This window comes from Nostoc sp. T09, from assembly GCF_002154695.1.
In the GTDB taxonomy this organism is placed as follows: domain Bacteria; phylum Cyanobacteriota; class Cyanobacteriia; order Cyanobacteriales; family Nostocaceae; genus Aulosira.
Genome location: NZ_MTAV01000021.1, coordinates 1 through 22,089, shown reverse-complemented (window position 1 = coordinate 22,089; position 22,089 = coordinate 1). Strand labels below are relative to the sequence as shown.

Genomic DNA, 22,089 nt, shown 5'->3' with positions numbered 1-22,089 from the left:
CAGGGTTTTCTTTTTTTATTCTTTTATTCAGAATACCCGGAAAGTGACAGAAGAGGGATAAGGTAAGTTATATCTGTCTCTCAGGAATGCACCGATATAAGCAAATCCCCCAAATACACAAAAGCCTTCAATAAATACGCCAATAATTACAGTCTGGGCGACTGGTTGCGTCATAAGTTGGAAATAAGGACGAAATGTTGCCCAACCGACTGGCCCTGGAGAATGCTGTTCATTATTGAGTTTGCTCATTTCCCGCCACAATTCTAGGGATATAGCCAGGGACACAACCCCAAATACTAGAAAGATACCTCGCCAGCTAATATATTCTCCAAAGATACCGCCCAAACTACCACCGAGAATTTGCCCTAATACCAGCGCACTCAAATATCTGCCGATCGCAGCTTGGCGTTGTTCGTAAGGGAAGTTATCACCCATATAAGCTAGGGTAACGGGGATGATCCCAGCCGCCGCCATTCCTGTGAGAAACCGCAGTAAGGTAAGGAAAATAATATTTGACACAAAAGCACAAGCCGCAGTACCCACAGCAAATGCTGCTAGTGCTGCCGTAATCACCTTGAGTTTGCCAATGCGATCGCCCAATGGGCCGTAGACTAATTGAAATAGCCCATAAGGAATTGTGTAAGCGCTGACAATAATCGCCGCACTACCAACACCAACTTTAAACTCGTCAGCGATGATGTGCAAAAGTGGGTCAATGACCCGCACATCAGCAATTACCATAAAGGCAGCTGCACCCAACAGCCCTAATGAGACAGGCGTTTTACCTGCTTTGTTCATAATTTAGAACAGTTTAAAGACCAAAACATCTATTATCCGGCCAGTCAAGAAAATCCAAAAACTATAAATTCTTCCCTTGTTCTCTGTTCCCCATTTTCAAGTTAGGAAAATCTGCCAGGACTCATAGACAAACCTGTACATCTTGATAGCATTGAGTGAAGTACTTGTCAGCAATGGAGCGAGGGCGATGTACGCAACCGTTACACAACCACTGACTTTTGAAGAATTTCTTGCCTGGGATGATGGTTCAGGCAGAGAGTTTGAGCTATTGGATGGGATTCCTGTGCCATTATCAGAACCAAATGCAAATCATGAGGATTTGATCCAGAGGCTGTGTGCTTACCTCGAAAATCACTGCCAAGAAAATAACTTACCTTATGTGTCGCGACAGTCCAAGCAGGTGCGGCTCAAGACAGCACCACAAGAAAAGGAAAAAAGCCGAAAAGCCGATATCGTCATATTTGCTAGGGAAGAATGGCAGCGAATGAAAACTATTTCTAGTTCTGCTGCTGCATATATTCCACCACCCGGAATCATTGAGGTTGTTAGCAACAACTGGAAGGACGACTATCTGACAAAACTGGCTGAGTATGAGGACTTGGGGGTTTTCGAGTACATCATTGTGGACTATGCTGCTTTTGGTGGCATTCGCTTCATTGGCTCACCCAAGCAACCGACCATTACAATTTACCAACTTGAAGATGGAGAGTATTTACCCCCAAAGGTGTTTCGAGGAGAGGATCGAATTGATTCTAGATTGTTTGGGAACATTCCTCTAACGGCTGAACAGATTTTTTCAATGAGTCGCTGATTAACACCAAAGGAATTTATCGATAATGCAGCAGTGTCAATGTATTTGCTTGAGTTAGAAAGAGCATTAACTATGAGTGAGCTTCAACAGATGGTTGGGTGAAACTTTGCCCTGGGGATGTGCGATCGCTCCTACGGACTCAAGACTTACCTAACCAACCGCATCGAAAGCTATTTTATACAGGTAATGCCTACCATATCGGGATAGTCAATGTAGTCCTGCCAGAACTCAAAGCCAAATTTCTGTATGCCTTCAGGACTGATTGTTGGTTGATGCCAGCAGATTTCTTTAAAACCAGCACTCATCAAGGCCCATTCATAAGTCGCTTTGCTGAGGTAGTAGTTGTCAAAACTGATACTGATAGACTCACCGTCATCAGTAATTGTTAATGTTAAAGTTATGGGAGTACCTTCCTTCAGCGACTGGGCACATTTTCTAGAAATGCCATATTTCTCATGTTTATGATAAAACTCTCTTGGCAGTTCTAAATTATTGTTTAAACCGACAAATCGACCACCAGGTTTGAGATGAATTGCTATGGCCTGACACATTTTGAGTAGTTGCTCTTTAGTTGAAGCGTAATTGAGCAAGTAGGAGGATAGTACAAGATCGAAGCTGCCAAGAAAACCAACTTCGGTGACATCACCGATGATATATTCAATTTTCTTGGGACCAGAGGTTTCTTCAAGTCTTGCCAGTTCTATCATTTTTGCGGAAATATCCACACCAACCAAACGTGCAGCGCCATTTAGCTTGAGCAATCGTGTGAAAAATCCTTCTCCACAAGCTAGATCGAGAATTGATTTCCCGGCAACATCTCCGATGAGATTTAAGTATGTATATGCCTCACCATACAAGCGATAAGGCAATTTGTTAAGTTTTTGAAACTGGAGAGCTATATCATCATACGCAGCTGCCATTTTTTCATCTCTCTTTAGATACCGCAGCAGTTTACTCGGAATGGGAAAGACTTGTTATTACTTATTCTGTGATGGGCGTTAATGTGCATGATGCCCGACTTGTAGCTGCAATGCTTGTTCATGGACTAACTGATATTTTGACTTTTAACACTAAGGACTTTGCCCGTTACTCTGAAATTACAGCAGTTCATCCAACAGCTATAGTGCCTTAATAAATACTAAAATTCTACTCTCCCTTGTCCTCCTTGTCCCCCTTGTCTCTCTTTCTCCCTTCCCCATCACTCCGGTAATCTCTCTAAAATATCCCGCACCACCGCCGCCCAATACTCATCTTTATACTCAACATATATCGCTAATGCTGTCTGCAAATTCGCCTTTGCCTCTGGGTAGTTTTCCTCCGCTTTTGCAAGTGTTCCTAAAGCGTGGTAGGTGAGTGCTTGGGAATAGCGATCGCCATATTCGATTTTAAGAGCCAAAGCTTGTTGATAATTGCACCGCGCCTCCTCATATTCCTGCAAATCTTGGGCAACTACTCCCAACTGGTGGTAAGTGAGTGCTTGGGAATAGCGATCGCTATATTCGGTAAAAATAGCCAAAGCTTGTTGATAATTGCGCTGCGCCTCCTCATATTCCTGCAAATCTTGGGCCATTCTTGCCAAGTTGTGGTGTATAAGTGCTTGAGAATAGCGATCGCTATATTCGATATAGATAGCCAAAGCTTGTTGATAATTGCGCCGCGCCTCCTCATATTTGCGCAATTCTTGGGCAACTATTCCCAACTCTCCGTAGATGCCGGCTTGGGAATAGCGATCGCCATATTCGATATAGATAGCCAAAGCTTGTTGATGATTGTGCTGCGCCTCCTCATATTCGCGTAATTCTTCGGCAACTATTCCCAACTGGTGGTAAGTGCGGGCACAGGAATGGCGATCGCCATGTTCGATTTTGATAGCCAAAGCTTGTTGATAATTGCGCCGTGCTTTCTCAAATTTGCGCAATTCTTGGGCAACTCTTCCCAACTGGTGGTAAATGCTAGCTTGGGAATAGCGCTCGCCTAGCTCTTGATATATGTCTAAACAAAGCTGATAAAATTCATTAGCCTGTGCAAATTGTCTCAATTGTAAGTAAGCATTACCCAAGTAAAACAATGCCCTAGCTTCCTCGCGCCTATTTTCTAGCTCTTGGGCAATATTTAATGATTGTTGGTAATAAGTAATTGCTATCTCAAATTGTCTTTGCTGAGAATAAGTATTTCCTAACGAATTGAGGACTTTTATTTGCAAGCTACTATCTTTAAGATTCTCAGCGTTTTTTTCGGCTTCTGCTAAATATTCCCTGGCTTTCTCTGGCTTTCTATGACTGATATAAGCCACTCCTAACTGATATAAAACATTACTATATCTGCGGAGATTTCCCTCGGGTAAATGATATCCAGTGGGTTTATATTCCATCAATAGACGGTTTAATACATCAATGCGTTCTTGCTTTTCTGGTGGTGGTAATCTATCTACAATACTCTCTGTATTTTGAGCTTGGTTTAATGCATTTTCTTTAGTTTTTTCTGGCGTTTTAAACCGAAATACTCCAGAACTCCAAGCCCAAAAATCTGGGGCGAATTTAGCTAGGCGGGTAATGGCATAGTCTGGCAGAATAAATAAGATTGGATGAGGAACAGTTCTTTTGTAAGCATCACGGACAAAATTCAAATCTTGTAAAACTGGGGGATAGTCACCATAAACACCAATAGATTTTTCTAGACCCCGTATAAGCAAAACTAATTTTTTGTTTGCGTCTACTTGAATATTCGCTAATTCTTTTACAATCTCATCCCGAAGAAACCGCAAGTTTTCATCAGGAAAGTTGAGAATACAAAGCTGAATCTGTCCACATTCTGGGTGAGTTTGCAAAGCTTCAATTAATAAGTCTGCATCTGGAGGGAAATTAAGTTCTACAAAACCCAGCGTGAATTTTTCTGCAAAGTCGATAAAAGTCAGTAATTCAGCAAATATATCTTGGTTCAGTGTAATAAACTGACCAAGTTCGGCGTTATGATTTTCCTGCGAGTGCTGATTCAAGTGCTTTTTGGAAGAATTCATTTTGCTTCACCACTGGATTGGGGTAGTTCCACCGTTTATTGCCGTTGTATTCTAAAACTGAAGTATTAAATAACATCAACTGACCAATATCATCTTTACTTACATCTTTAGTAATACATATCTGTGCTAAATATTGATAATGTTCTTCGGGTATAAACCTTTCAAAACTAAATTGCTGCTGCTTGATAGCATAAGTAACATCTTCATTTGTAATTTTGGGATGCTTGCGTGTACTCGCAGTTTGACAAGCAGTTCGCATCATTTGCATTAGTTGACGAACATGACCACCACTAGCTTTGGCTAATTCTAGCAATTCTTGGCGAGATTCAAAAACAGCATCGGTGTCTACGCGCTTTTCAATTAAACTCGCTGTTGCGTCTAGCCCGACTTGATTGCAATTTAAATGGCAAGTATCCTTTTCCAATTCATATATATTCACCATTGGCACAATATGAGGATTACCATCAAACAAAGCCAAGGGGTTTTTAGGCGAACACAGAATAGAAATAGGGACTGTATAAATAATAGTACAGTGCAATTCTTGCAACTGAGCCGCATAATCAAAAAATAAATGGTTAGCAACCGCAGGCGGAACCCGATCTAGGTTGTCAAATATAATTAGTAAGCCTTTATAATCAGGGTATTTTTTTCTCAGTTTAATGTAAGCATCACCTAGTAATAAATTAATATCTGCCTTCAGGCGAGACAGGTCTTTTTCTAAAGTTTGGCGAATCGTAGTTTTTTGTTTATCAGAGCCTTTAATTTGTGCCAACAACTTGACCATTAATTTTGCAATAAATGGTGCTTCTGGTTTCAGTGTTGCTTCTCCCTCAATGCTGACTGATTTCTCTACACTTTCTTCGGTTTCTTTAGTAATATCTTTAAACCATTCTTCAAAGTTATGTAAGAGTTTATCGTCAAATTTTAAATCTAATTTTCTCAGTTCAAACTCTACTTGCTTGATGACAATTAAATATAAATCTGTATAACTGGCATCGTTAATATCTGTTTCTTCATTTACTTCTAAATAAATCACATGATAATTTTCTTCCCAGAGCTTTTGAATGCGTTTTAACTCTGTGCTTTTGCCGCAACCCCGATGACCAGTAAATAAAATAGTGCTAAAATCTGCTGGTTCTTGAAAGTCTAAAATAGTACTAACGCTATCAACGGCTGAAGTTTTACGTACTGCCGATAAATCAACATAATATTTTTCAATGTCTTCACCTTCCAAGGGTTCCAGAGTACATACTTGAAAGGCTGTTTTGAGAGTATTAGCACGTTGATAATTAGATATAGTCATATATATTTAGATTAATTTTTAGGATGCTGTCATTTGTGATTTGACATTTGTAGTTTCTCACAAATGATTTACGACTACTATAAAATTTACCCATAACAAAATCTTAGGCGATCGCTCCTCCTCTTCAACAAATGTCAGGGCATAGTCTCCAGGTATAGGTATAGTAGGGTGCGTTATGGCGGAACGCCTAACGCACCGCCGAATGCAGCCATCAGGTTAATTTTTGCAGGCTGATGCAATCAAATTGCAGGTCGATGCAATAACATAACAAGCCGATGTATTGGCATAACAAGCCGATGCATTGGCATAACAGACCGATGTATTGGCATAACAAGCCGATGCAATAACATAACGAGCCGATGCATTGGCATAACAGACCGATGTATTGGCATAACAAGCCGATGCATTGGCATAACAGACCGATGCGATCGCATTGTCACTCGATAAAATCAAGGCTAATCCTTTGTTCCCCTGCTCTCTGCTCCCTGCTACCCTATGGTCTTAATGATAAATTTTTAACCGAACACGAGATCAAGCCCGCCAATGGAGTAGCTCACTCTTGACAGGATTTACAAACGGACGGTCTTCAGCTAGTGAACGAGCATATTCTCGCTTTAACTGGTAATACCATTGCGCCTGCACATCTGAATCCTTAATCAGCCGCAGCACTGGATCGTGCTTTAAACCAATCTGCTGCTTTTCAACTACTGTGCGGTCTTGTCCTAGAAAAGCCTGTGTTAATAGACGGATTAATGGCTTGGCGAATCCTGCCCAAGGTACTGTCCAATAAAAGGCAAAATTAACTTCGCTTTCTGTTTCTGAAATTGGTGTAATTGCTGTCAGGTTGGTCACTTGATGCTTGGCGGTTGTTGTGGTTTCTACCCTCACTCCTGGTATTTGAAAAGTAATCTCTGTTTCAGGAATTCCGCCGCCGATGAAGCGATAAGCTTTACCTGTATTGGCTGGTAATTGGTGTTTACGCATGGTAAACCCATAAGGTGAAGGGTCAAATTGCTTGATTTCGTCGTGGAGTTGTCCAGAACGCCACCACCATACCCGATGAACGTAAGGTGAATGGGCGGGGTCCATTAAACCTAGGACTGCATGATCGATAAAACAGGGAAACCGCATCACTTCTACTAACTGCGGTGGGCGATCGCCAAAGCCAGGAATCTCTGGAATTTCGGGAATTTCTCTTGCTGAGGCAGGAGACTTAGATTTACCCGTTTCTGGCATGAATATCCAGATATTACCTTGTTTTTCGCGAATCTCGTAAGACTCTATATTGTAGCGATTTAAATCCTGATATTGCCCTTCTACTAAAGACGGAATCGCTGTGCAACTTCCAGCATGGTTAAAGCGCCAACCGTGGTAGCAGCATTCTACTTCCTGCCCATCAAATCGACCACAACTTAACGGCACAGCACGATGAGGACAAATGTCCTTTAAGGCAAATACTTTGCCTTCTTGGCTGCGACACAACAGTACTGGTTCTCCCAAAAAAGTACGGGCGACCATCTTACCAGGTTTGAGGCGATCGCTCGGCAAAGCATAATACCAAACATTACGCAAGAAAAAGTTGTGATTATCCTTCATAGATAACTGGACAGTTTGTTGTTAGATTGCAAAAACGTCTTGATAACTAAAGTATTGATTAGGGTGATAGATGTTCCGGATGCTTTTAGCAATCGAATAAAAAATCAGGTTAAAGAAATTTAGAGGCACTAATTTAGTGAGTTTCCAGAAATAGTGTTATGAGTAAAAATACTATCATTATCTAGAATTGCAGGCGATGTCTAACGACAAGCCGCTTTGCGTCTACGCAATCTAGTAAGCAAATTTAAACTCAAGAGAATTCCGTTACGCACAGAAGAACGCAAGAGTTTGGTTTAAATAGATGAGAAATAGTTCTTAATCCTGAGTTTTCTGAGCATCAACTTTTTCTACTGTCACCTGTTCTATCTCGATCTTCTCTTGGTCACGCTGTTGCTTGCTATACTGCCGCAGTTGCTGTAATAACTGTTCTGTGGATGGGTTGGAGGTGGATAAATTGAAAGTTGGCTGGGGGTCTTTATCCAAACTTTTTAAAGCAGTGGGTAAGGGATTAATAGTTACCGCCTGTTGCTTAATGGCTGGAGTGGGAAGCACCGCATCTGGTTTATTAATAGATGCTTTGAGAGCGTCTAGGGTAACTGCAACCTTTGCTTGCTGCTCCATTTCTTGGGTAGAAGACACTAAATTACTCAAACCATTCACCAATTGCCGAAGATTGCTACGGAATTTGGGATCGCCTGTCAATTCATCTAAATCAGAGGTAATTTTTTGTGTGTTTTCAAATGTGAGCCTTGCAGAATCTAAGGTTTGTTGCAGTAACACTGCATTTTTGGGATCGTTTAACGAGTTAGTAGCATTGCGTAAATTGGCTGATGCTTGTGCTGCATTCGCTGAAAGCGCTTCTAAATTGTTGATGATTTGTCCTTGGGTTAAGCGATTGACAGCGGGCGATAAGCTAGTAAATGTAGTACGTAATTGATTGCTGGTTTCAGTGAGATTGTTCAAAGCCCCAACTAATGACGAACGATTTGTTGTGACTAGGTTATTGAGGTTAGTTAGCAGCTGACTTGCTTGAGTTGCTGTCAGACTAAATTGTCTTGCTGCCGAGCCAAGTTCATTTGCTGTGCGAGTAGAAGTTACAGTAAGTTGAGTTGTCGCTCGTTGTACGGAAGTTGCGGTAGCAGAGAATGTGCCCAGTTGACCTTTGGCGCTTTTGGATAAACCTTGAAGATCCCGACTCAGCGCAGCAAAACTAGTCGCCGCTGCTGTGGAGGATTCTAGTAACCTGTTAACATTACGATAGAATTTTGGGTCATTGTATACAGTAGCTAACTCAGTTGTGCTGCGAATCAGTTGATCGAGACTGATCCCAATCTGACCTTGTAACCGAGAGCCATTACAAATAATTAAGTTGCGATCGCAATTTTTTTCTAGAGGTTTAGCGACGGCAACCCCAGGAGGTAAAGAAGCTTTAGGTGTGATTTCAATAATACTTTCGCTAATTAGTCCACTCTGATTGGCTTCGACTACTACATTACTAGGAATAATTAAATCAGGTTGAAAAATTTCAATTTCTACTTCGATGTTATTGGGCATTGGTCGAATCGCGGAAATATTGCCCACTTTCACGCCACGGTAGCGGACTGTTGCACCTTTTTGCATCCCGCCAGCGTTAGCAAATTCCACAACAGCCTTGTATGAACTGCGACTAGCAGTTACTCGATTCAACCACACGACTATTAGCCCAAAGACTCCTAATCCCATGAGGATTATTAGCCCTACAGAACCTTCTCTTACTGTTCGCGATCGCATAATTTTCCTCCATCCATCTAGCCGACGACCTGAATCGGTCCTTGCACACTGCCACTCATGAATTGTCTAATCAATGGATGGTCTGTGCTATCTATTTCACTTACTGTACCCTCCCACTGCACTCTACCTTGATACAGGAATATAACTCTGTCGGCAGTACGACGAATAGTGCTGTCTTGATGAGTCACAATAGCGTAAGTACTGCAAACTCCTTGTGCCCGTTGCAAATGGCGAATTAAATCTTCTATGACTGTTGAGGCAATGGGATCGAGTCCTGCTGTGGGTTCATCGTATAGTAAAAGTTCTGGCCCCTCATTGGCGCTTTCGGGGTTAGACATGATTGCACGGGCAAAACTGACTCGTTTGCGCATACCTCCAGAAAGTTCAGATGGGTACATCTCTCCGATTCCAGACAAACCTACCATCTCCAATTTTTCATTCACCATGTCTCGAATGCGCGATCGCGCTATTTTGGAATTCTGATACAGTAAAAACCCCACATTCTCTTCTACTGTTAACGAATCAAATAACGCCGCTTGCTGAAACACCATTCCAATCCCAACAGTCTCAGCCGCATCCTCAATCAAACCGTTTCGCCGCACCCCTTGTATATAAATTTCTCCTTCGTCGGGAAGCAACAATCCAGCAATCACCCGTAAAATTGTAGATTTACCCGTCCCGGAAGGACCAATAATTCCTAGTGCTTCTCCTCGATAAAGGGTCAAATCTATCTTATCTAAAACCTTATTGCTACCAAAGGACTTAGACACGCCTTTTAATTCAATTAATGGTTCATTAGTCATTGGTCATTGGTCATTGGGCATTGGTCATTGGTGAACCCGAAGGGTCATTGGTTTTAGACAAAGGACAAAAGTCATTGATTTTAGACAAAGGACAACTGACAAAGGACAACTGACAAAGGACAAAGGACAAAAATGCAAAATAGTGATGTCATAGTAATTGGTAGCGGTATCGGCGGGTTGTGTGCTGCGGGATTACTTGCTTATTACGGCAACCGAGTGATTGTGTGTGAAAGTCATGTAATTCCTGGGGGTGCGGCGCATAGTTTTAAACGACGGGGATTTAAATTTGATTCTGGCCCTTCTTTCTATTGTGGTCTGACTGATACCCAAAGCTTGAATCCGGTAAAACAAGTTCTGGATGTTCTTGGTGAATCCATTCAAGTTATACCCTATGATCCTTTAGGACACTACCATTTTCCTGAAGGAACTATTGCAGTGTACAGCGATGCCGAGCGATATCGGCATGAAGTCCAGAGAATTACGCCTCAAGGTGCTAGAGAACTCCAAGTCTTTGAAGAACGCTTGTTAGGTTTGTATGAGGCGATGCGGGCTATTCCTACCCTAGCGCTGCGGGCAGATTGGCAGGTAATTTTAATATTACTTAAAAGTTATCTACCTTCTTTAATGAAAATGTTGCCCTACTTGCCGCTTTTGCAAAGTTCGGCTGGTCATGTGATGGATGCAACCATAAAAGACCTTTGGGTGCGGCGGCTGATCGATTTAGAATGCTTTTTACTCTCAGGTTTAAAAGCACACGGGACAATTGCCCCAGAGGTAGCCTTTATGCTGGGTGAACGTTCTCGTGCTGGAGTTGAGTATCCTGTAGGAGGAAGTGGGGCAATTGTTCAAGCTTTAGTCAATGGTTTAGAACGCTGGGGTGGAAAGTTGCGTTTAGGATCTCACGTCGAGCAGATTTTGGTGGAATCAGGCAAAGTTGTGGGTGTTAAGTTACAACAAGGTGAAATTCTCCAAGCGCCAATTGTCATTTCCAATGCGAGTATCTGGGACACCTATAATCATTTGTTACGTCCTGAAGATTTGCCTGCAACTTACCGCCAAGCAGCTTTAGAGACACCAGCAGTTGAAAGTTTCATGCATTTACATTTAGGTATCCGCGCAGATGGTTTGGAGAGTTTAACCGGACATCATGTCGTAGTCCACGATTCTTCTCAGGATATCACCTTACCAGGAAATACCTGCATGATCTCGATTCCCACTGTATGGGATGCAACACTTGCCCCAGAAGGACATCATGTAGTTCATGCTTACACCCTCGAATCTTACACAGGATGGGAAAGAAATCAGGGGTATGAAGAAAAGAAACAGCAGAAAGCCCAATCTTTATATCGTGCCTTAGAACGGATTATCCCCGATATCCGAGAACGTGTAGTAGTGGAACTTATTGGTACACCCTTGACTCATGCTCATTATCTTTGCAGGTATCAAGGAACTTATGGCCCAGCAATTGCTGTAGGTAAGGGGATGTTTCCCAGTACTCACACACCCATACAAGGTTTATATCGCGTTGGTGATAGCACCATGCCAGGAATTGGTGTACCTGCGGTAGCGGCGTCTGGTATTTTGTGTGCGAATACTTTAGTAAGCTTTAAGGAGCAGGTTAGCACTTCCTTTGTAAATCAAGGCTTTCGGGCTAATTAATCTTTAGTAGCCAAGAATTGCTACTAAAACGCTACTAAAAATCGTGTTTTAGTAGCGTTTTAGTAAATAACTATTTTTTTCACGTAAGAAGTTGAGATAATCCGTCACACCCGTCACTTTCCTTGCAGGATAAGGATTCTGACCCGTCACTCCACCCGTCACCGCTGGACTAAAAAACTCTCGTAGAAGATAGTCCGAACCAGTCAGGGTTACCCTACTTAAGTTGTCGGACAAAGAATTATAGGGCGACAACTTAAACCTGTCGGAGAAAGAATTATAGAAAGACAAGTTAAGTTGTCCGTTGAAAATTATAGAAAGATACCTTAAGGCATTCGCTGCAATAATTGCAACGGCGAACCTCTAGAGGTTGTACTAAATTACGCAATGTGTGACCATAGCACCAGCCGGAAAACGTTCGTAATTAATCACCAAAATCCTTAGACGTTTGTGGGGAGACCTCTAGAGGTTTTAGGCGTATTTCTTCACCAACCAAAATCCTTAGACATTTTCCTGGAAACCTATAGGTCTCCTTGGTTTTCTTCACCAACGTTTTCTTTTTACCGAAAGTATCTCACGCCGTTGCACCCGAAAAACTGTGATCGCGTTTCTTGAAGACAAGTATATACTTGTCGTTCCACGCTTTTGTTTACTCTGCACGTTGCATAACTTGCGATTAAGTTACAACTTCCACTTCCACTTCCGCCAACTAGTTGAAGTAAGTGGAAGTGGAAGTTGGAAGTTGGCTCGCGCTGCACTCTCCTTGGCTGCATCGATTTTTGCAACACGAGCCGTTGCATTTTTCGTTGCATTCTATTAGGCAAGCGCGTCTATGTTTTTGAGCAATATGTTAGAAAAAGACCGCTATGTTTTGGATATTACTGTTAAATAGCACCCCAAAAATTTTGTCTACAGTCGCCAAAACCCTCGCCTAGTGGCGGTTTCAGCCGTCTACAGCCGATTTTTTAACTGTAGACGGTGTTGTTGCATCATTGTTGCACTGCAATCGACTTGTAACCGCACTTGTGTCCGCCAATGGTTGAGGTATAAGCGCATAATAACCGCCCTTGTAACCGCTTATTGTTCGGGTGTAGACGCTCAGTTATTCGGGTGTAGACGCATTGCAACCGGCTTGTGACCGATTAATAGGAGCGCTTAAGTTCCTTGATGAATGCCTCAATTGCTTTCCCCGCGCTCGACTGCCTGCCTGTTTTTAGCTTGTTGAGTGTGCGATCGCGAACTACGATTAATTCATCTTCAGTTAAACGCTGAGGCCCGGTAGTGCTATTCTCCTCTGCTACCGGGCTTTCAATTTTCCCAAGCGTTCATCAACTTCGCGCTTAATTTCGTTGATGCCTGTTGTTATGTAAGCTTCATGGACTGCGATCATATTCTTGAAGTATTCAGAGTGTGTGATTGCGTTTTCTACTTCCCGCTTAACTAACTCTTGTATGTCTACATTTGTAGACGGTTTTGTAGACGCTCCTAAAACATTCCTCACCAATCTAGCGGCCGTCTGGTTGAGAGAAGCATCGTCTTCTGGTGTTTGCAACGCTTGCAATGCCTCAACCTCAGCGTCACTCAAACGAAATGAGATTACCTTACTACTCATATTTAGACTATCTGTATACAACCTTGTCTACAGAATAACTTGGTAATGACTTATCTGTCTACTTTTGTAGACAGCTTGTTGACAGATGTCAGGATAATCGTCTACTATTTGTATACAGATGTAGACAAGGTTGCAGCGAGTAAGTTCGTAGCGTCGTATCGCTCCCTTGAACGCGATCGCTTTTTTAGCGTAAATCTGCTTCAATAATTTCAAAGACCTGATGCACAAATGAAGTCAGGCGTTTAATTGCGCCCTGGCAGGTGAAGATTCCCGCCTTCTCCCACCAGCACGACTTCCCCCTTAACGTCGTTAATCCACCAAGGAGACAATTTAAAATGTTATCGCCTACCACGCCCTTTTGGGGCTTGCCTTGCAATGTGCCGCGTTATTGGCGATTGCGAGTAGCAAAAGATTTCAAAAAACCCGAATACTACCTCGGTCAAACCGTTATCCACATGGTTGAGGTTCCCCGCAAGGGTGAATTTTTGGTGGATGTTATTGGTCTTTCCTGGACTGGTCAAGCCTGGCAGTACGAGATTCAGTTGCCCGATTGTCACCCGTGGTTTAAAAAGTTTGATCAGGCTGTGGAATGGGCACTTGCGAAAGAACTCAAGCTGCCATGACTCAGTGCGATCGCTCTTTTTACTTAAAGGTGATTGAATAAATAGTGACATTAAAATGCCTCGGTCGATGTTGACAGCATCTTCCGAGGCGATTCCCTTAGCAAAACCACTTTCTGCACCTAAAGCATCGGTAGTTGATCCAAGGGGGTTAAGACTATTACCCTTATTCTGACTTAAGTCGGTTTTTTTGTTAACCGTCTGATTGACTGAGTTCTACCAATGACGTTTTAGGTACAGTTGATGATTTTTGTCTTTGATACGAGAGAACCCACCCAATTGTTCGAGAAAGTCGAACAAACAAAACCTATTACACATTATCATGCAAAGAGAAAACGCCCACGAATGGGCAGAAGTAACCAAGCAAAACCCTTGCCCACTATGCGGTAAACCAGATTGGTGTAGTGTTTCTGCTAACAGTGAGGCGGTATTGTGCCGTCGCACTGATAGCTCTCCATCTGGATGGAAGCAAATTAAAACTAGCAAAGATGACTATCCAATTTACGCTCTGATCAATTCCTCAAGCGATTACGTACAAAATCGCCCACAGCGGGGAAGAGTTACCCGACCGAAACCAAAAACGACTATCCCAATAGATCAAAATATCCAGTTTGCAGAATTGCCACAACCAGTGACCCCGGTAGAACGCAAGGAAAAAGGCGACCGCACAGAAATTATTTACCCATACTCTAGCCACTATTGGGTATTGCGGGTTGAGAAAAAAGACCCCAGTAAACCCAAAGGCTATACCAAAGCACACTACCCTCGCTATCTTGACAGCGAAGGAGTGGACCGTCCTGGCAAAACTGAATATGGAATGTATCTTTATAGGTGGTCTGAGGTTTATTCCTATGCCAAAGGTAAATGGATTTTAGGTGTAGAGGGAGAGCCGTGCGTAGAGGCAGCACGCTACTTGCTAAATATAGTGGCTGTGACTTGGCAAGGTGCTAGCTGGACTCATAAAGAACTGACAGAGTGGATGCTTTTCTGCAAAGACCACGGCGTCAGTGGTATGGCTTATTTGCCGGACAATGATGCGCCAGGGTTAAAAAAGGCGGAGGCAGTTGAAAAGGCGGCGAATGAGGCAGAATTTCCACTCATCTGCTTATCACCTACAGCTTTATGGACGGAATGCCCGGATAAAGGTGATATTGCCGATTGGGTAAAGTGGGGAATGGGTAAAGGGTTTAGCAAGCAAGATTTTATCGAGCGGCTGGAACGAGAAATTCACCAGGCAGTAGACCGCCGTAAGAGTGGGGAACTCGATAATGCTGATGTGGTAACAGAGAAAATTCCCCCCGCCGATAGAATAGCGCGAGAAATAGCAGAAGAATATCTCAACAAGCTGGCATTTAATAATGAGATTGGGCAGTGGATGAGGTATGGAGGTGATTGCGGCGGCGTGTGGTCAGTTGAGACAGATGAATATATCGAATCCGAAATTGTCAACATCATCCACGGTAAAGGCATTGTTGATTATCGTAGCCACAACTACATCACCAATATCGTTAAAACGTTGCGCTGCCTGCTCATCGCTCGCAAGTGGCAGGAGCGATCGCCCAAACAAATGCTGCCATTTAAAAATGGAGTTTTGGAAGTTGCTACAGGGGAACTTCTGCCCCACTCTCCCCTTTACCGCATTACTTGGCAGCTGCCAAGGGAGTACAAAAACCAAGCTGGTGATTGGTCAAAGATTGCTGCATTCCTGGAACATCTTGCTAATGGTAACGAGAGAATTAAAGATTTACTTGTTTGCTACTGTGCCGCAGTTTTAAGAGGGCGTAGCGACCTGCAAAAGTTTATTCACCTAATTGGCTTAGGGGGAACGGGGAAATCAAGTTTTAGCCGATTGGTTACATCGCTAATTGGTGAAGACAACGTTCACACCAGTAACTTAGAAGATTGGTGCGGAAATCGCTTTGAACCATCGAACGCTTACCGCAAGAGATTGGTGGTATTTGCCGATGCAGATAAGCAAAACGGCAAGCTTGGTAAATTCCTCTCACTAATTGGGGAAGATTGGATTCGTGCTGAATATAAGGGGAAAAAGGCCTTCAACTATCGCTTTGATGGCATGGTTATGGTTTCAAGCAATGAACCAATCTTTGGCGGCGATTCAGCAAGCCGAGTTAAGCGCCGTGTTATCACAGTTCCCTGTAACAATGCGGTGCCAGCTTCCAAGCGCCGCAACTTGGAAGCTGAGTTTGAGCCGGAACTCTCGGCATTTACAAATTACGTTCTCTCCATCCCAGATGACCACGTTACCAGCGTGATGTTAGGGCTGGAGGAAATTCCCGAATGCACCTTGGAATTTTGGGATAACAGAACCCGAGTTGACTCTATTGCAGCTTGGCTCAATGATTGGGTAATTTATGACCCGCTGACAACTACTGCTGTTGGCAACAACCGAAACGAAGCAGAAATTCGCAGTCAAGCAATAACTCTGTTTGGTTCCTACGCTCTGTACTGTCATCAAACAGGTTCATCGGCTAAGTCAAATAAAAACTTCTCCCCTGACTTATTGGAATTGTGCAAGTCGGTTTTGGGTTGGCAGGTAGAGCGCAAGATTACCAATAATGGCAAATTTATCCGCGGATTGCGACTTCGCATCCCTGGGCTGGATGACCAAATTCCGACTCATGAGCGCTTGCTTACGCAACGGGTGACAGAGGGTGAGGGAAGGTAACAGGTATTACGGGTTATCTCAACTTTCTAGTAAAAAAATAGTTTTCTAATCTATATTCCAAGACTATTAAATTGCGATCGCTTTTCCTTCACTTGTAGCGATCGCATTTTTTATGAGTCACTCGTCACTTGGTGACGGGTCGGTGACGGGTCGGTGACGGGTCAAGTGACGAGTCATAATCCTTACCCTGCAAGGAAAGTGACGGGTGTGACGGGTAATAGCTCTCTTTTTTTATATATGTTGATTTATTTTGTTCTGACTTCTAACTCGCTACTAAATGGCTACTACGATTTTTAGTAGCGGCTACTAAATTACTTAGCGATTTTCACTTCAAAACCCTTGCAAATTCGGGGATAAACCCGTTAGCTCATACTTTAGTAAAGTTGCAAAACACAGAGAAGTTGTTAGAGAATTTCAGATAATTACTCTACAAGCCTACAATCCACTAATTGTATAAGTAATTCGTGTGATTCTGCCTGAAACACGGCAGAAATCCTGTACGCTCAGCCCAGAAACATCGACAATTTTTGTTGGCGACTCAACTAATCGTTGAGCAGGATCAACTGCCAAGATCTGAGTCAAGCGATCGCCTGTTTCAAGGAGACAAATACTGTCCAATGTCTGGTCGTTGACGACGCAAAACATTGATTGCTTGCTGCTGGATCTGACGGACTCGCTCTCGACTGACATTTAACTTCTGCCCAATCTGAGCCAAACTTAGTTGTTGATCGTTCTCTAGTCCAAAACGCAAAATTAATACTTCACGCTGCACGGGTTTGAGTAAAGCTAACAAATTGTCCATATCTTGACGCAACAGTTGTTGAGTTAGCTGTTCATTCGGCGAAACACCTTCATCTGCTAAAAGTTCGTTGAGTTCTGTGTCCTGGTTGTCTCCCACCTTTAAATCTAGAGAAAATGGCTGTTTTGAAATGCTGAGATATTCCCGTATTTGGTTGGGTTGTAGATTCAAAGCTTCAGCAATTTCAGTAATCGTTGGCAGTCGGCCAAGTGTTTGAAACAGTTCTCGCTGTACTTTCTTAATTTGATTGAGTTTTTCAGTGATATGTACAGGTAAGCGAACCGTGCGGGATTTTTCGGCAATTGCTCGTGTAATTGCCTGACTTATCCACCAGTAAGCGTAAGTTGATAACTTATAGCCGCGATTGGGGTCAAACTTCTCCACACCTCGTTGTAAACCTATTGCTCCTTCTTGAATTAAATCCAAGAACTCCAGATTGCGGCGCTGATACTTTTTGGCAATCGAAACCACCAGCCGCAGGTTTGCTGTTACCATCTTTTGCTTTGCTCGTTTCCCTTGCTGAAGTATTTGAGTTACTTCAGTTTCACTTTTGTCAACATCAACAGCTAATTCACTCAAAGTTGGTTCGCGATTCAAATGTTGACTGAGCGTATCTTTGTGTTGCTCGATGGTCATCATTTGCTGTACAAGCCTACCATAAGCAATTTCTTGGTCTGGTGTTAACAAGGGAAACTGACCAATTTCTTGCAAGTAAACTCGAACCATGTCAGGGCTGGGGCTGGACATACAACTTTAACGTTTTTTGATAACCAGGGCGACTTAAAAGTATAAATCATATAACTCAATAAATTTTCCTGATTCAACTGAAGGCTCGCTCATTGCGTCGCACATCTTTGAGAGAGGTATTTCCCCTGGCGCGATCGCCCACGAGTATATATCTGTCAAATCTTGGATATTGATTGGCATCAGGCGGAACACTTGAAGCACAGCCTTTGACCCCGTTTCTCGTACAACTTCTTTGCAGTTCCGTTGTGTTGCTATATGCATTGAAACTGCAACACAAAAACAGAGGTTGCCAAATTGCCAAAATCTATAACTTGTCTTGTACCTCCCTATGACAGATTGAGAAACCAATAATAGGAATTAAGTTTACGGCTATATCTAACTGATTTCCTGACAAAATGGATTAATTTGGATATATTTTTTGGCGCACTAATTCACCAAGCGAAACTCTGGGTTTTTACTACAGATGGTGATATGGTAGCCTTTGGGTTTATTTGTTGTTGTACAACCCAGTACAACTTCTACAAGTTCAATAATAATTATTATGACATCAAATCAACAGCTAGAAGCCCTCAAACTTCAAGCTCGACGCCAGCTAACTAACCAAGGGATGAAAGTCCTGAGCATGGCATTCATCCAAAATGTATTACATATCCACTACAAAGATCAACGTGGCGAAATACAACTTAAGTTGTTTGAACTGCCTGTATAGTCAACGTTTTCAACACAGGGGCTTGTTTAAATAACAAAGAACTCAACATTCATAATTGGAGTCTGACTAGCAGATGAATAAACAAGTTTAAATCCCTCCCCAAACTTTCACTCTTGCACGTAAAACTATTAGCCACGAGTCTAAATCTGCTATTGCTTCTGAATCCTGCATTCTGACCGGAGGCGGAGCTGGATACGCTCCGCTCCTGACTTCTTTTTTCAATATTCCCCTAGCAACCGCGTCTCTCACAAACAAGCGGTGGTCAGAGCCAAGCTCACTATGTGGCTGTATCCCTCCACTAGCCCACATCAGCTATGCTCTCGATAATCTTGGGGGTGCGATGGTTTGTTTATCGCACTTCGTTTGTTCAGCGGGCTTGTAAATCAGCACCACATCACCTGCAAGTATGTAACCGCCTGCTGTGGGCGATCGCTGTTCTCTGCTTCTATGGATAACAGTTTCAAAGCAATCTCACCAACCTTAGTTGAGCGTCGTTCACTTTTGAAACAGCCTGAGGCTAATTGGTCGTTTCATTTCCTTTCTCGTCAGTCTGATCATTCCTAGAAACGAGGAACCAATCTTTACCCTGTAAGCCATTGAGAGTGTTAATGGTTAAAGAATTTACGGCGCGTAGTCATCAAGGATATTTGCAGCATTGAGCGCAAACACACTATCGAATCCCGCGCCATTCTTTAGGTTGCTCCCACGTTAAGAGTGCAAAATGGGCTGTATCCACGCAGCTACTAGAGCGGCGATCGCATTCCAATCTTGTAATACTAAGTCTTAACCATGCCTTATCTATTTATTAAAAAACAATTTTTATTTTTTAAATTACTGGTGTTGTTCAAAATATATTCTAATGAGCTTATCAAGACGTCACTTCTTCAAACTCGCTGGTGCGAGTGCTGTTGGTGTGTCAATGCTTTCTCCTCTAGAAGCTTTGTATGCAAGAGCAGCTCGTGGTCAAGTGGCAGGCGGAATTGGTTATGGTCCCTTAGCGCCAAAGCTACCGGAAAATGCAGATGAACTTGTTGGTGTTGTTCTTGGTGGAATTAACTTAGGCACCCAACCCTTGTTAGAACTTCCTCCCGGTTTTAACTACACCGCAATATCCTATACAGGCCAACCTATGGATGATGGGGCATTAGTGGCAGGCTCACATGATGGTATGGCTGCCTTTCCTGGCCCTAAGAACACCACAATTCTGGTGCGAAATCACGAGGTAAGTGCTAATGGTTCTAATCCAATAGTTGGTTTACCAAGGTATGACCAAATTGGAGGGGGAACAACGACGATTATTGTTGGTCCTAACCGTCGAGTGAAACAGCATTCTGTTTCTCTAGCAGGGACTATTCGTAACTGCGCTGGTGGACCAACTCCTTGGGGTTCCTGGATTAGCTGTGAAGAGGATTTGACCCTTCCTTCACCTGGTAGAGCTACCAAAAGGCATGGCTATAACTTTGAGGTTCCTGCAACAACAGAAATTCAGGTTGCTGATCCAGTTCCACTCGTGGCAATGGGCCGCTTTAACCATGAAGCCGTCGCAGTTGATCCGGAAACTGGATATATCTATCAAACTGAAGACGATGGAAGTAGCTGTTTCTATCGTTTCCGTCCTAATGTCCGTCCTACTAAATATGGAGACCTTCAAGAGCGTGGTGGTGGAGTGCTTGAGGCGCTGGTTCTAGACATTCCAGGAAGGCCGTCTCCAGTTAATACTCGGATGAATTTTATTCAATATAAAAACCAACCACTGCCAGTTAAATGGGTGCAAATAGATAATGTTGATCCTGGTGCGGGTCAAACTTCCGTACGTGCTCAGGGGCAAAGTAAGGGTGCAGCCATCTTCTCTCGCGGTGAAGGTTGTTGGTTTGGCAATGGCTTGATCTACTTTACCTGTACTAATGGTGGCAATATAGGACAAGGGCAGGTTTTTGCTTATGACCCCAAACAAAACACTCTCACCCTAGTTGTGGAGTCTACCAATATTGAGAAACTTAATTTCCCTGATAACATTACTGTGGCTCCGTTCGGGGATCTCTTCCTGTGTGAAGACGGTGAAGGTGTTGAATACGTTCACGGCGTGAACAAGGATGGTGAATTGTACCGATTTGCAACAAATGCTATTAATGGCAGTGAATTTGCCGGCGCTTGCTTCTCACCCGATGGTCACACAATGTTTGTCAATATCCAAACTCCTGGAATTACCTGTGCGATTTGGGGCCCTTGGACTAGAAAACGAGCATAAGGTATTTGTAATAAGTTAACGTCAAGCAAGATTTGTCAAGGGCTTGAGGCATATTTTCCATCGTCTTAACATCAAGTTTTTTGTTTTCGGTTGCTGCAAAAAATAGAACCAGGTCAGTTGCCTTACCCTTGGCATATACTTGTTGAAATTATCAAGACTGTTAATAGAAAGTTACCTAAGGCTAAAAGCTTGGCCAAACAAGCATTATGTCTATCAATAATTTCTGTGCCAAATAAACTTTTCAATACCAAGCTCGACGTTATCAATAACGTTTAGGTTATTTGGTAGGTCAATTTGATAAAACACCGCAGTTTGAGGCTTCTAAATTTTAGAAGCTTCAATTAGTACTTTTTTCTTCTAAGTGAACTGGATATTGAAGCCAGCTCATCAAATCCAAGCGCGTAACTTCCTGGAGAACTACTCATTTCATCCCTTACATAATAAAAACTTTAATTTGTCTTTAAAGAGAAATTCGGTAGTTTCATTAATAGTTACGATAAATTTGGTCGCTACTTTAATATAATACTGAAAGACGAATCTAAAAATTAATAGAACGTTAACAAATGTCTAACCGAAGCATTAATAATAGATTTTTTTCAAAACAACCTTTTACTAAAGTGAAAACAATTTATAAATTAACAGAAAAAACTAAGCTGTGGCATTTTATACTCATTGAAACAGGACCAATGATGGTAGCGTGTGCAGTATTAGTGAGCGTCATCAGCCTGAAAAGCCCGGTCTTACTATTTTGCCTATTAATGGGAAGTTTAATCGCAATAATTACGCAAAAGATAGGGCAGCAAATAGAAATACCAAAGCGAAAGTTAATCCTAGTGCAAATCTTAGCAGCAGTGACACTGTTGAGCATATTCTGGCTAGATTACTTCGCCGCACCAGCACAAGCACAATTCTTCA

The 22,089-nt window shown here is 42.6% G+C and carries 18 protein-coding genes and 1 pseudogene; 9 read left to right on the top strand and 10 right to left on the bottom strand.

All coding sequences use genetic code 11. The annotated features are described in order from the left end of the window. Positions 1-27: 27 nt before the first annotated feature. On the bottom strand, positions 28-798 hold the full coding sequence (locus BV372_RS06850; RefSeq protein WP_256973104.1) for an MFS transporter: 771 nt from the start codon (positions 796-798) through the stop codon (positions 28-30). 187 nt (positions 799-985) lie between these two features. Between BV372_RS06850 and BV372_RS06845 the strand changes: the two genes are divergently transcribed. Continuing rightward, positions 986-1,609 carry a Uma2 family endonuclease gene (locus BV372_RS06845; protein ID WP_086685111.1) on the top strand — a complete coding sequence of 208 codons (624 nt, stop codon included), beginning with the start codon at positions 986-988 and terminating at the stop codon, positions 1,607-1,609. 170 nt (positions 1,610-1,779) lie between these two features. Here BV372_RS06845 and BV372_RS06840 read toward each other — a convergent pair whose 3' ends face one another. From BV372_RS06840 to BV372_RS06810, 6 genes are all read right to left on the bottom strand, one after another. Beyond that, a complete protein-coding gene (locus tag BV372_RS06840) occupies positions 1,780-2,529 on the bottom strand; it encodes a class I SAM-dependent methyltransferase (RefSeq protein WP_086685108.1) in 750 nt (249 codons plus the stop codon). Positions 2,530-2,807: 278 nt separating this feature from the next. Further along, positions 2,808-4,625, bottom strand: a complete 1,818-nt coding sequence (locus BV372_RS06830; RefSeq protein ID WP_086685105.1) for a tetratricopeptide repeat protein — start codon at positions 4,623-4,625, stop codon at positions 2,808-2,810. Beyond that, positions 4,576-5,928: a P-loop NTPase fold protein gene (locus BV372_RS06825; RefSeq protein WP_086685102.1), complete on the bottom strand. Its 1,353-nt coding sequence runs from the start codon at positions 5,926-5,928 to the stop codon at positions 4,576-4,578. Before BV372_RS06825 ends, BV372_RS06830 begins: the two co-directional genes overlap by 50 nt. 531 nt (positions 5,929-6,459) lie before the next feature. Further along, positions 6,460-7,524: an aromatic ring-hydroxylating dioxygenase subunit alpha gene (locus BV372_RS06820; RefSeq protein WP_086685099.1), complete on the bottom strand. Its 1,065-nt coding sequence runs from the start codon at positions 7,522-7,524 to the stop codon at positions 6,460-6,462. Positions 7,525-7,839: 315 nt separating this feature from the next. Continuing rightward, the gene (locus tag BV372_RS06815) at positions 7,840-9,294 is read right to left on the bottom strand and encodes an MlaD family protein (protein WP_086685096.1); all 1,455 of its coding nucleotides are present in this window, start codon (positions 9,292-9,294) and stop codon (positions 7,840-7,842) included. A gap of 17 nt (positions 9,295-9,311) precedes the next feature. After that, entirely contained in the window at positions 9,312-10,097 is a 786-nt protein-coding gene (locus tag BV372_RS06810) for an ABC transporter ATP-binding protein (RefSeq protein ID WP_086685092.1), read from the bottom strand. Between the two features lie 132 nt (positions 10,098-10,229). Between BV372_RS06810 and BV372_RS06805 the strand changes: the two genes are divergently transcribed. After that, positions 10,230-11,756, top strand: coding sequence for an NAD(P)/FAD-dependent oxidoreductase (locus BV372_RS06805; RefSeq protein ID WP_086685089.1), 1,527 nt, complete (start codon positions 10,230-10,232; stop codon positions 11,754-11,756). Positions 11,757-13,050: 1,294 nt separating this feature from the next. On the opposite strand, the gene BV372_RS06800 is transcribed toward BV372_RS06805, so the two are convergent. Further along, entirely contained in the window at positions 13,051-13,365 is a 315-nt protein-coding gene (locus BV372_RS06800; RefSeq protein WP_086685086.1) for a hypothetical protein, read from the bottom strand. Positions 13,366-13,410: 45 nt separating this feature from the next. On the opposite strand from BV372_RS06800, the gene BV372_RS36060 reads away from it, so the two are divergent. From BV372_RS36060 to BV372_RS06790, 3 genes are all read left to right on the top strand, one after another. After that, positions 13,411-13,572 carry a hypothetical protein gene (locus BV372_RS36060; protein WP_179198001.1) on the top strand — a complete coding sequence of 54 codons (162 nt, stop codon included), beginning with the start codon at positions 13,411-13,413 and terminating at the stop codon, positions 13,570-13,572. Positions 13,573-13,700: 128 nt separating this feature from the next. Continuing rightward, positions 13,701-13,988 carry a hypothetical protein gene (locus BV372_RS06795; RefSeq protein ID WP_086685083.1) on the top strand — a complete coding sequence of 96 codons (288 nt, stop codon included), beginning with the start codon at positions 13,701-13,703 and terminating at the stop codon, positions 13,986-13,988. Between the two features lie 319 nt (positions 13,989-14,307). Beyond that, a complete protein-coding gene (locus tag BV372_RS06790) occupies positions 14,308-16,671 on the top strand; it encodes a DUF5906 domain-containing protein (RefSeq protein ID WP_256973103.1) in 2,364 nt (787 codons plus the stop codon). A gap of 595 nt (positions 16,672-17,266) precedes the next feature. On the opposite strand, the gene BV372_RS06785 is transcribed toward BV372_RS06790, so the two are convergent. Both BV372_RS06785 and BV372_RS06780 read right to left on the bottom strand, forming a co-directional pair. Then, a complete protein-coding gene (locus tag BV372_RS06785; RefSeq protein ID WP_086685080.1) occupies positions 17,267-18,217 on the bottom strand; it encodes an RpoD/SigA family RNA polymerase sigma factor in 951 nt (316 codons plus the stop codon). Between the two features lie 33 nt (positions 18,218-18,250). Next, positions 18,251-18,478, bottom strand: coding sequence for a hypothetical protein (locus BV372_RS06780; protein WP_086685077.1), 228 nt, complete (start codon positions 18,476-18,478; stop codon positions 18,251-18,253). A gap of 280 nt (positions 18,479-18,758) precedes the next feature. Between BV372_RS06780 and BV372_RS36055 the strand changes: the two genes are divergently transcribed. From BV372_RS36055 to BV372_RS37040, 4 genes and pseudogenes are all read left to right on the top strand, one after another. Next, positions 18,759-18,926, top strand: a complete 168-nt coding sequence (locus tag BV372_RS36055) for a hypothetical protein (RefSeq protein WP_179198000.1) — start codon at positions 18,759-18,761, stop codon at positions 18,924-18,926. A 314-nt stretch (positions 18,927-19,240) separates the two neighbouring features. Further along, positions 19,241-19,381 carry a hypothetical protein gene (locus BV372_RS36050; RefSeq protein WP_179197999.1) on the top strand — a complete coding sequence of 47 codons (141 nt, stop codon included), beginning with the start codon at positions 19,241-19,243 and terminating at the stop codon, positions 19,379-19,381. 404 nt (positions 19,382-19,785) lie between these two features. Continuing rightward, on the top strand, positions 19,786-21,174 hold the full coding sequence (locus BV372_RS06770; protein ID WP_086685071.1) for an alkaline phosphatase PhoX: 1,389 nt from the start codon (positions 19,786-19,788) through the stop codon (positions 21,172-21,174). A 686-nt stretch (positions 21,175-21,860) separates the two neighbouring features. Then, positions 21,861-22,089, top strand: a pseudogene (locus BV372_RS37040) (hypothetical protein); the annotation flags it as partial.

Coding starts and splice junctions, on each gene's coding strand:
- BV372_RS06850 (WP_256973104.1), bottom strand. CDS start 798: ATGAACAAAGCAGGTAAAACGCCTGTCTCATTAGGGCTGTTGGGTGCA.
- BV372_RS06845 (WP_086685111.1), top strand. CDS start 986: ATGTACGCAACCGTTACACAACCACTGACTTTTGAAGAATTTCTTGCC.
- BV372_RS06840 (WP_086685108.1), bottom strand. CDS start 2,529: ATGGCAGCTGCGTATGATGATATAGCTCTCCAGTTTCAAAAACTTAAC.
- BV372_RS06830 (WP_086685105.1), bottom strand. CDS start 4,625: ATGAATTCTTCCAAAAAGCACTTGAATCAGCACTCGCAGGAAAATCAT.
- BV372_RS06825 (WP_086685102.1), bottom strand. CDS start 5,928: ATGACTATATCTAATTATCAACGTGCTAATACTCTCAAAACAGCCTTT.
- BV372_RS06820 (WP_086685099.1), bottom strand. CDS start 7,524: ATGAAGGATAATCACAACTTTTTCTTGCGTAATGTTTGGTATTATGCT.
- BV372_RS06815 (WP_086685096.1), bottom strand. CDS start 9,294: ATGCGATCGCGAACAGTAAGAGAAGGTTCTGTAGGGCTAATAATCCTC.
- BV372_RS06810 (WP_086685092.1), bottom strand. CDS start 10,097: ATGACTAATGAACCATTAATTGAATTAAAAGGCGTGTCTAAGTCCTTT.
- BV372_RS06805 (WP_086685089.1), top strand. CDS start 10,230: ATGCAAAATAGTGATGTCATAGTAATTGGTAGCGGTATCGGCGGGTTG.
- BV372_RS06800 (WP_086685086.1), bottom strand. CDS start 13,365: ATGAGTAGTAAGGTAATCTCATTTCGTTTGAGTGACGCTGAGGTTGAG.
- BV372_RS36060 (WP_179198001.1), top strand. CDS start 13,411: ATGACTTATCTGTCTACTTTTGTAGACAGCTTGTTGACAGATGTCAGG.
- BV372_RS06795 (WP_086685083.1), top strand. CDS start 13,701: ATGTTATCGCCTACCACGCCCTTTTGGGGCTTGCCTTGCAATGTGCCG.
- BV372_RS06790 (WP_256973103.1), top strand. CDS start 14,308: ATGCAAAGAGAAAACGCCCACGAATGGGCAGAAGTAACCAAGCAAAAC.
- BV372_RS06785 (WP_086685080.1), bottom strand. CDS start 18,217: ATGTCCAGCCCCAGCCCTGACATGGTTCGAGTTTACTTGCAAGAAATT.
- BV372_RS06780 (WP_086685077.1), bottom strand. CDS start 18,478: ATGCATATAGCAACACAACGGAACTGCAAAGAAGTTGTACGAGAAACG.
- BV372_RS36055 (WP_179198000.1), top strand. CDS start 18,759: ATGACATCAAATCAACAGCTAGAAGCCCTCAAACTTCAAGCTCGACGC.
- BV372_RS36050 (WP_179197999.1), top strand. CDS start 19,241: ATGCTCTCGATAATCTTGGGGGTGCGATGGTTTGTTTATCGCACTTCG.
- BV372_RS06770 (WP_086685071.1), top strand. CDS start 19,786: ATGAGCTTATCAAGACGTCACTTCTTCAAACTCGCTGGTGCGAGTGCT.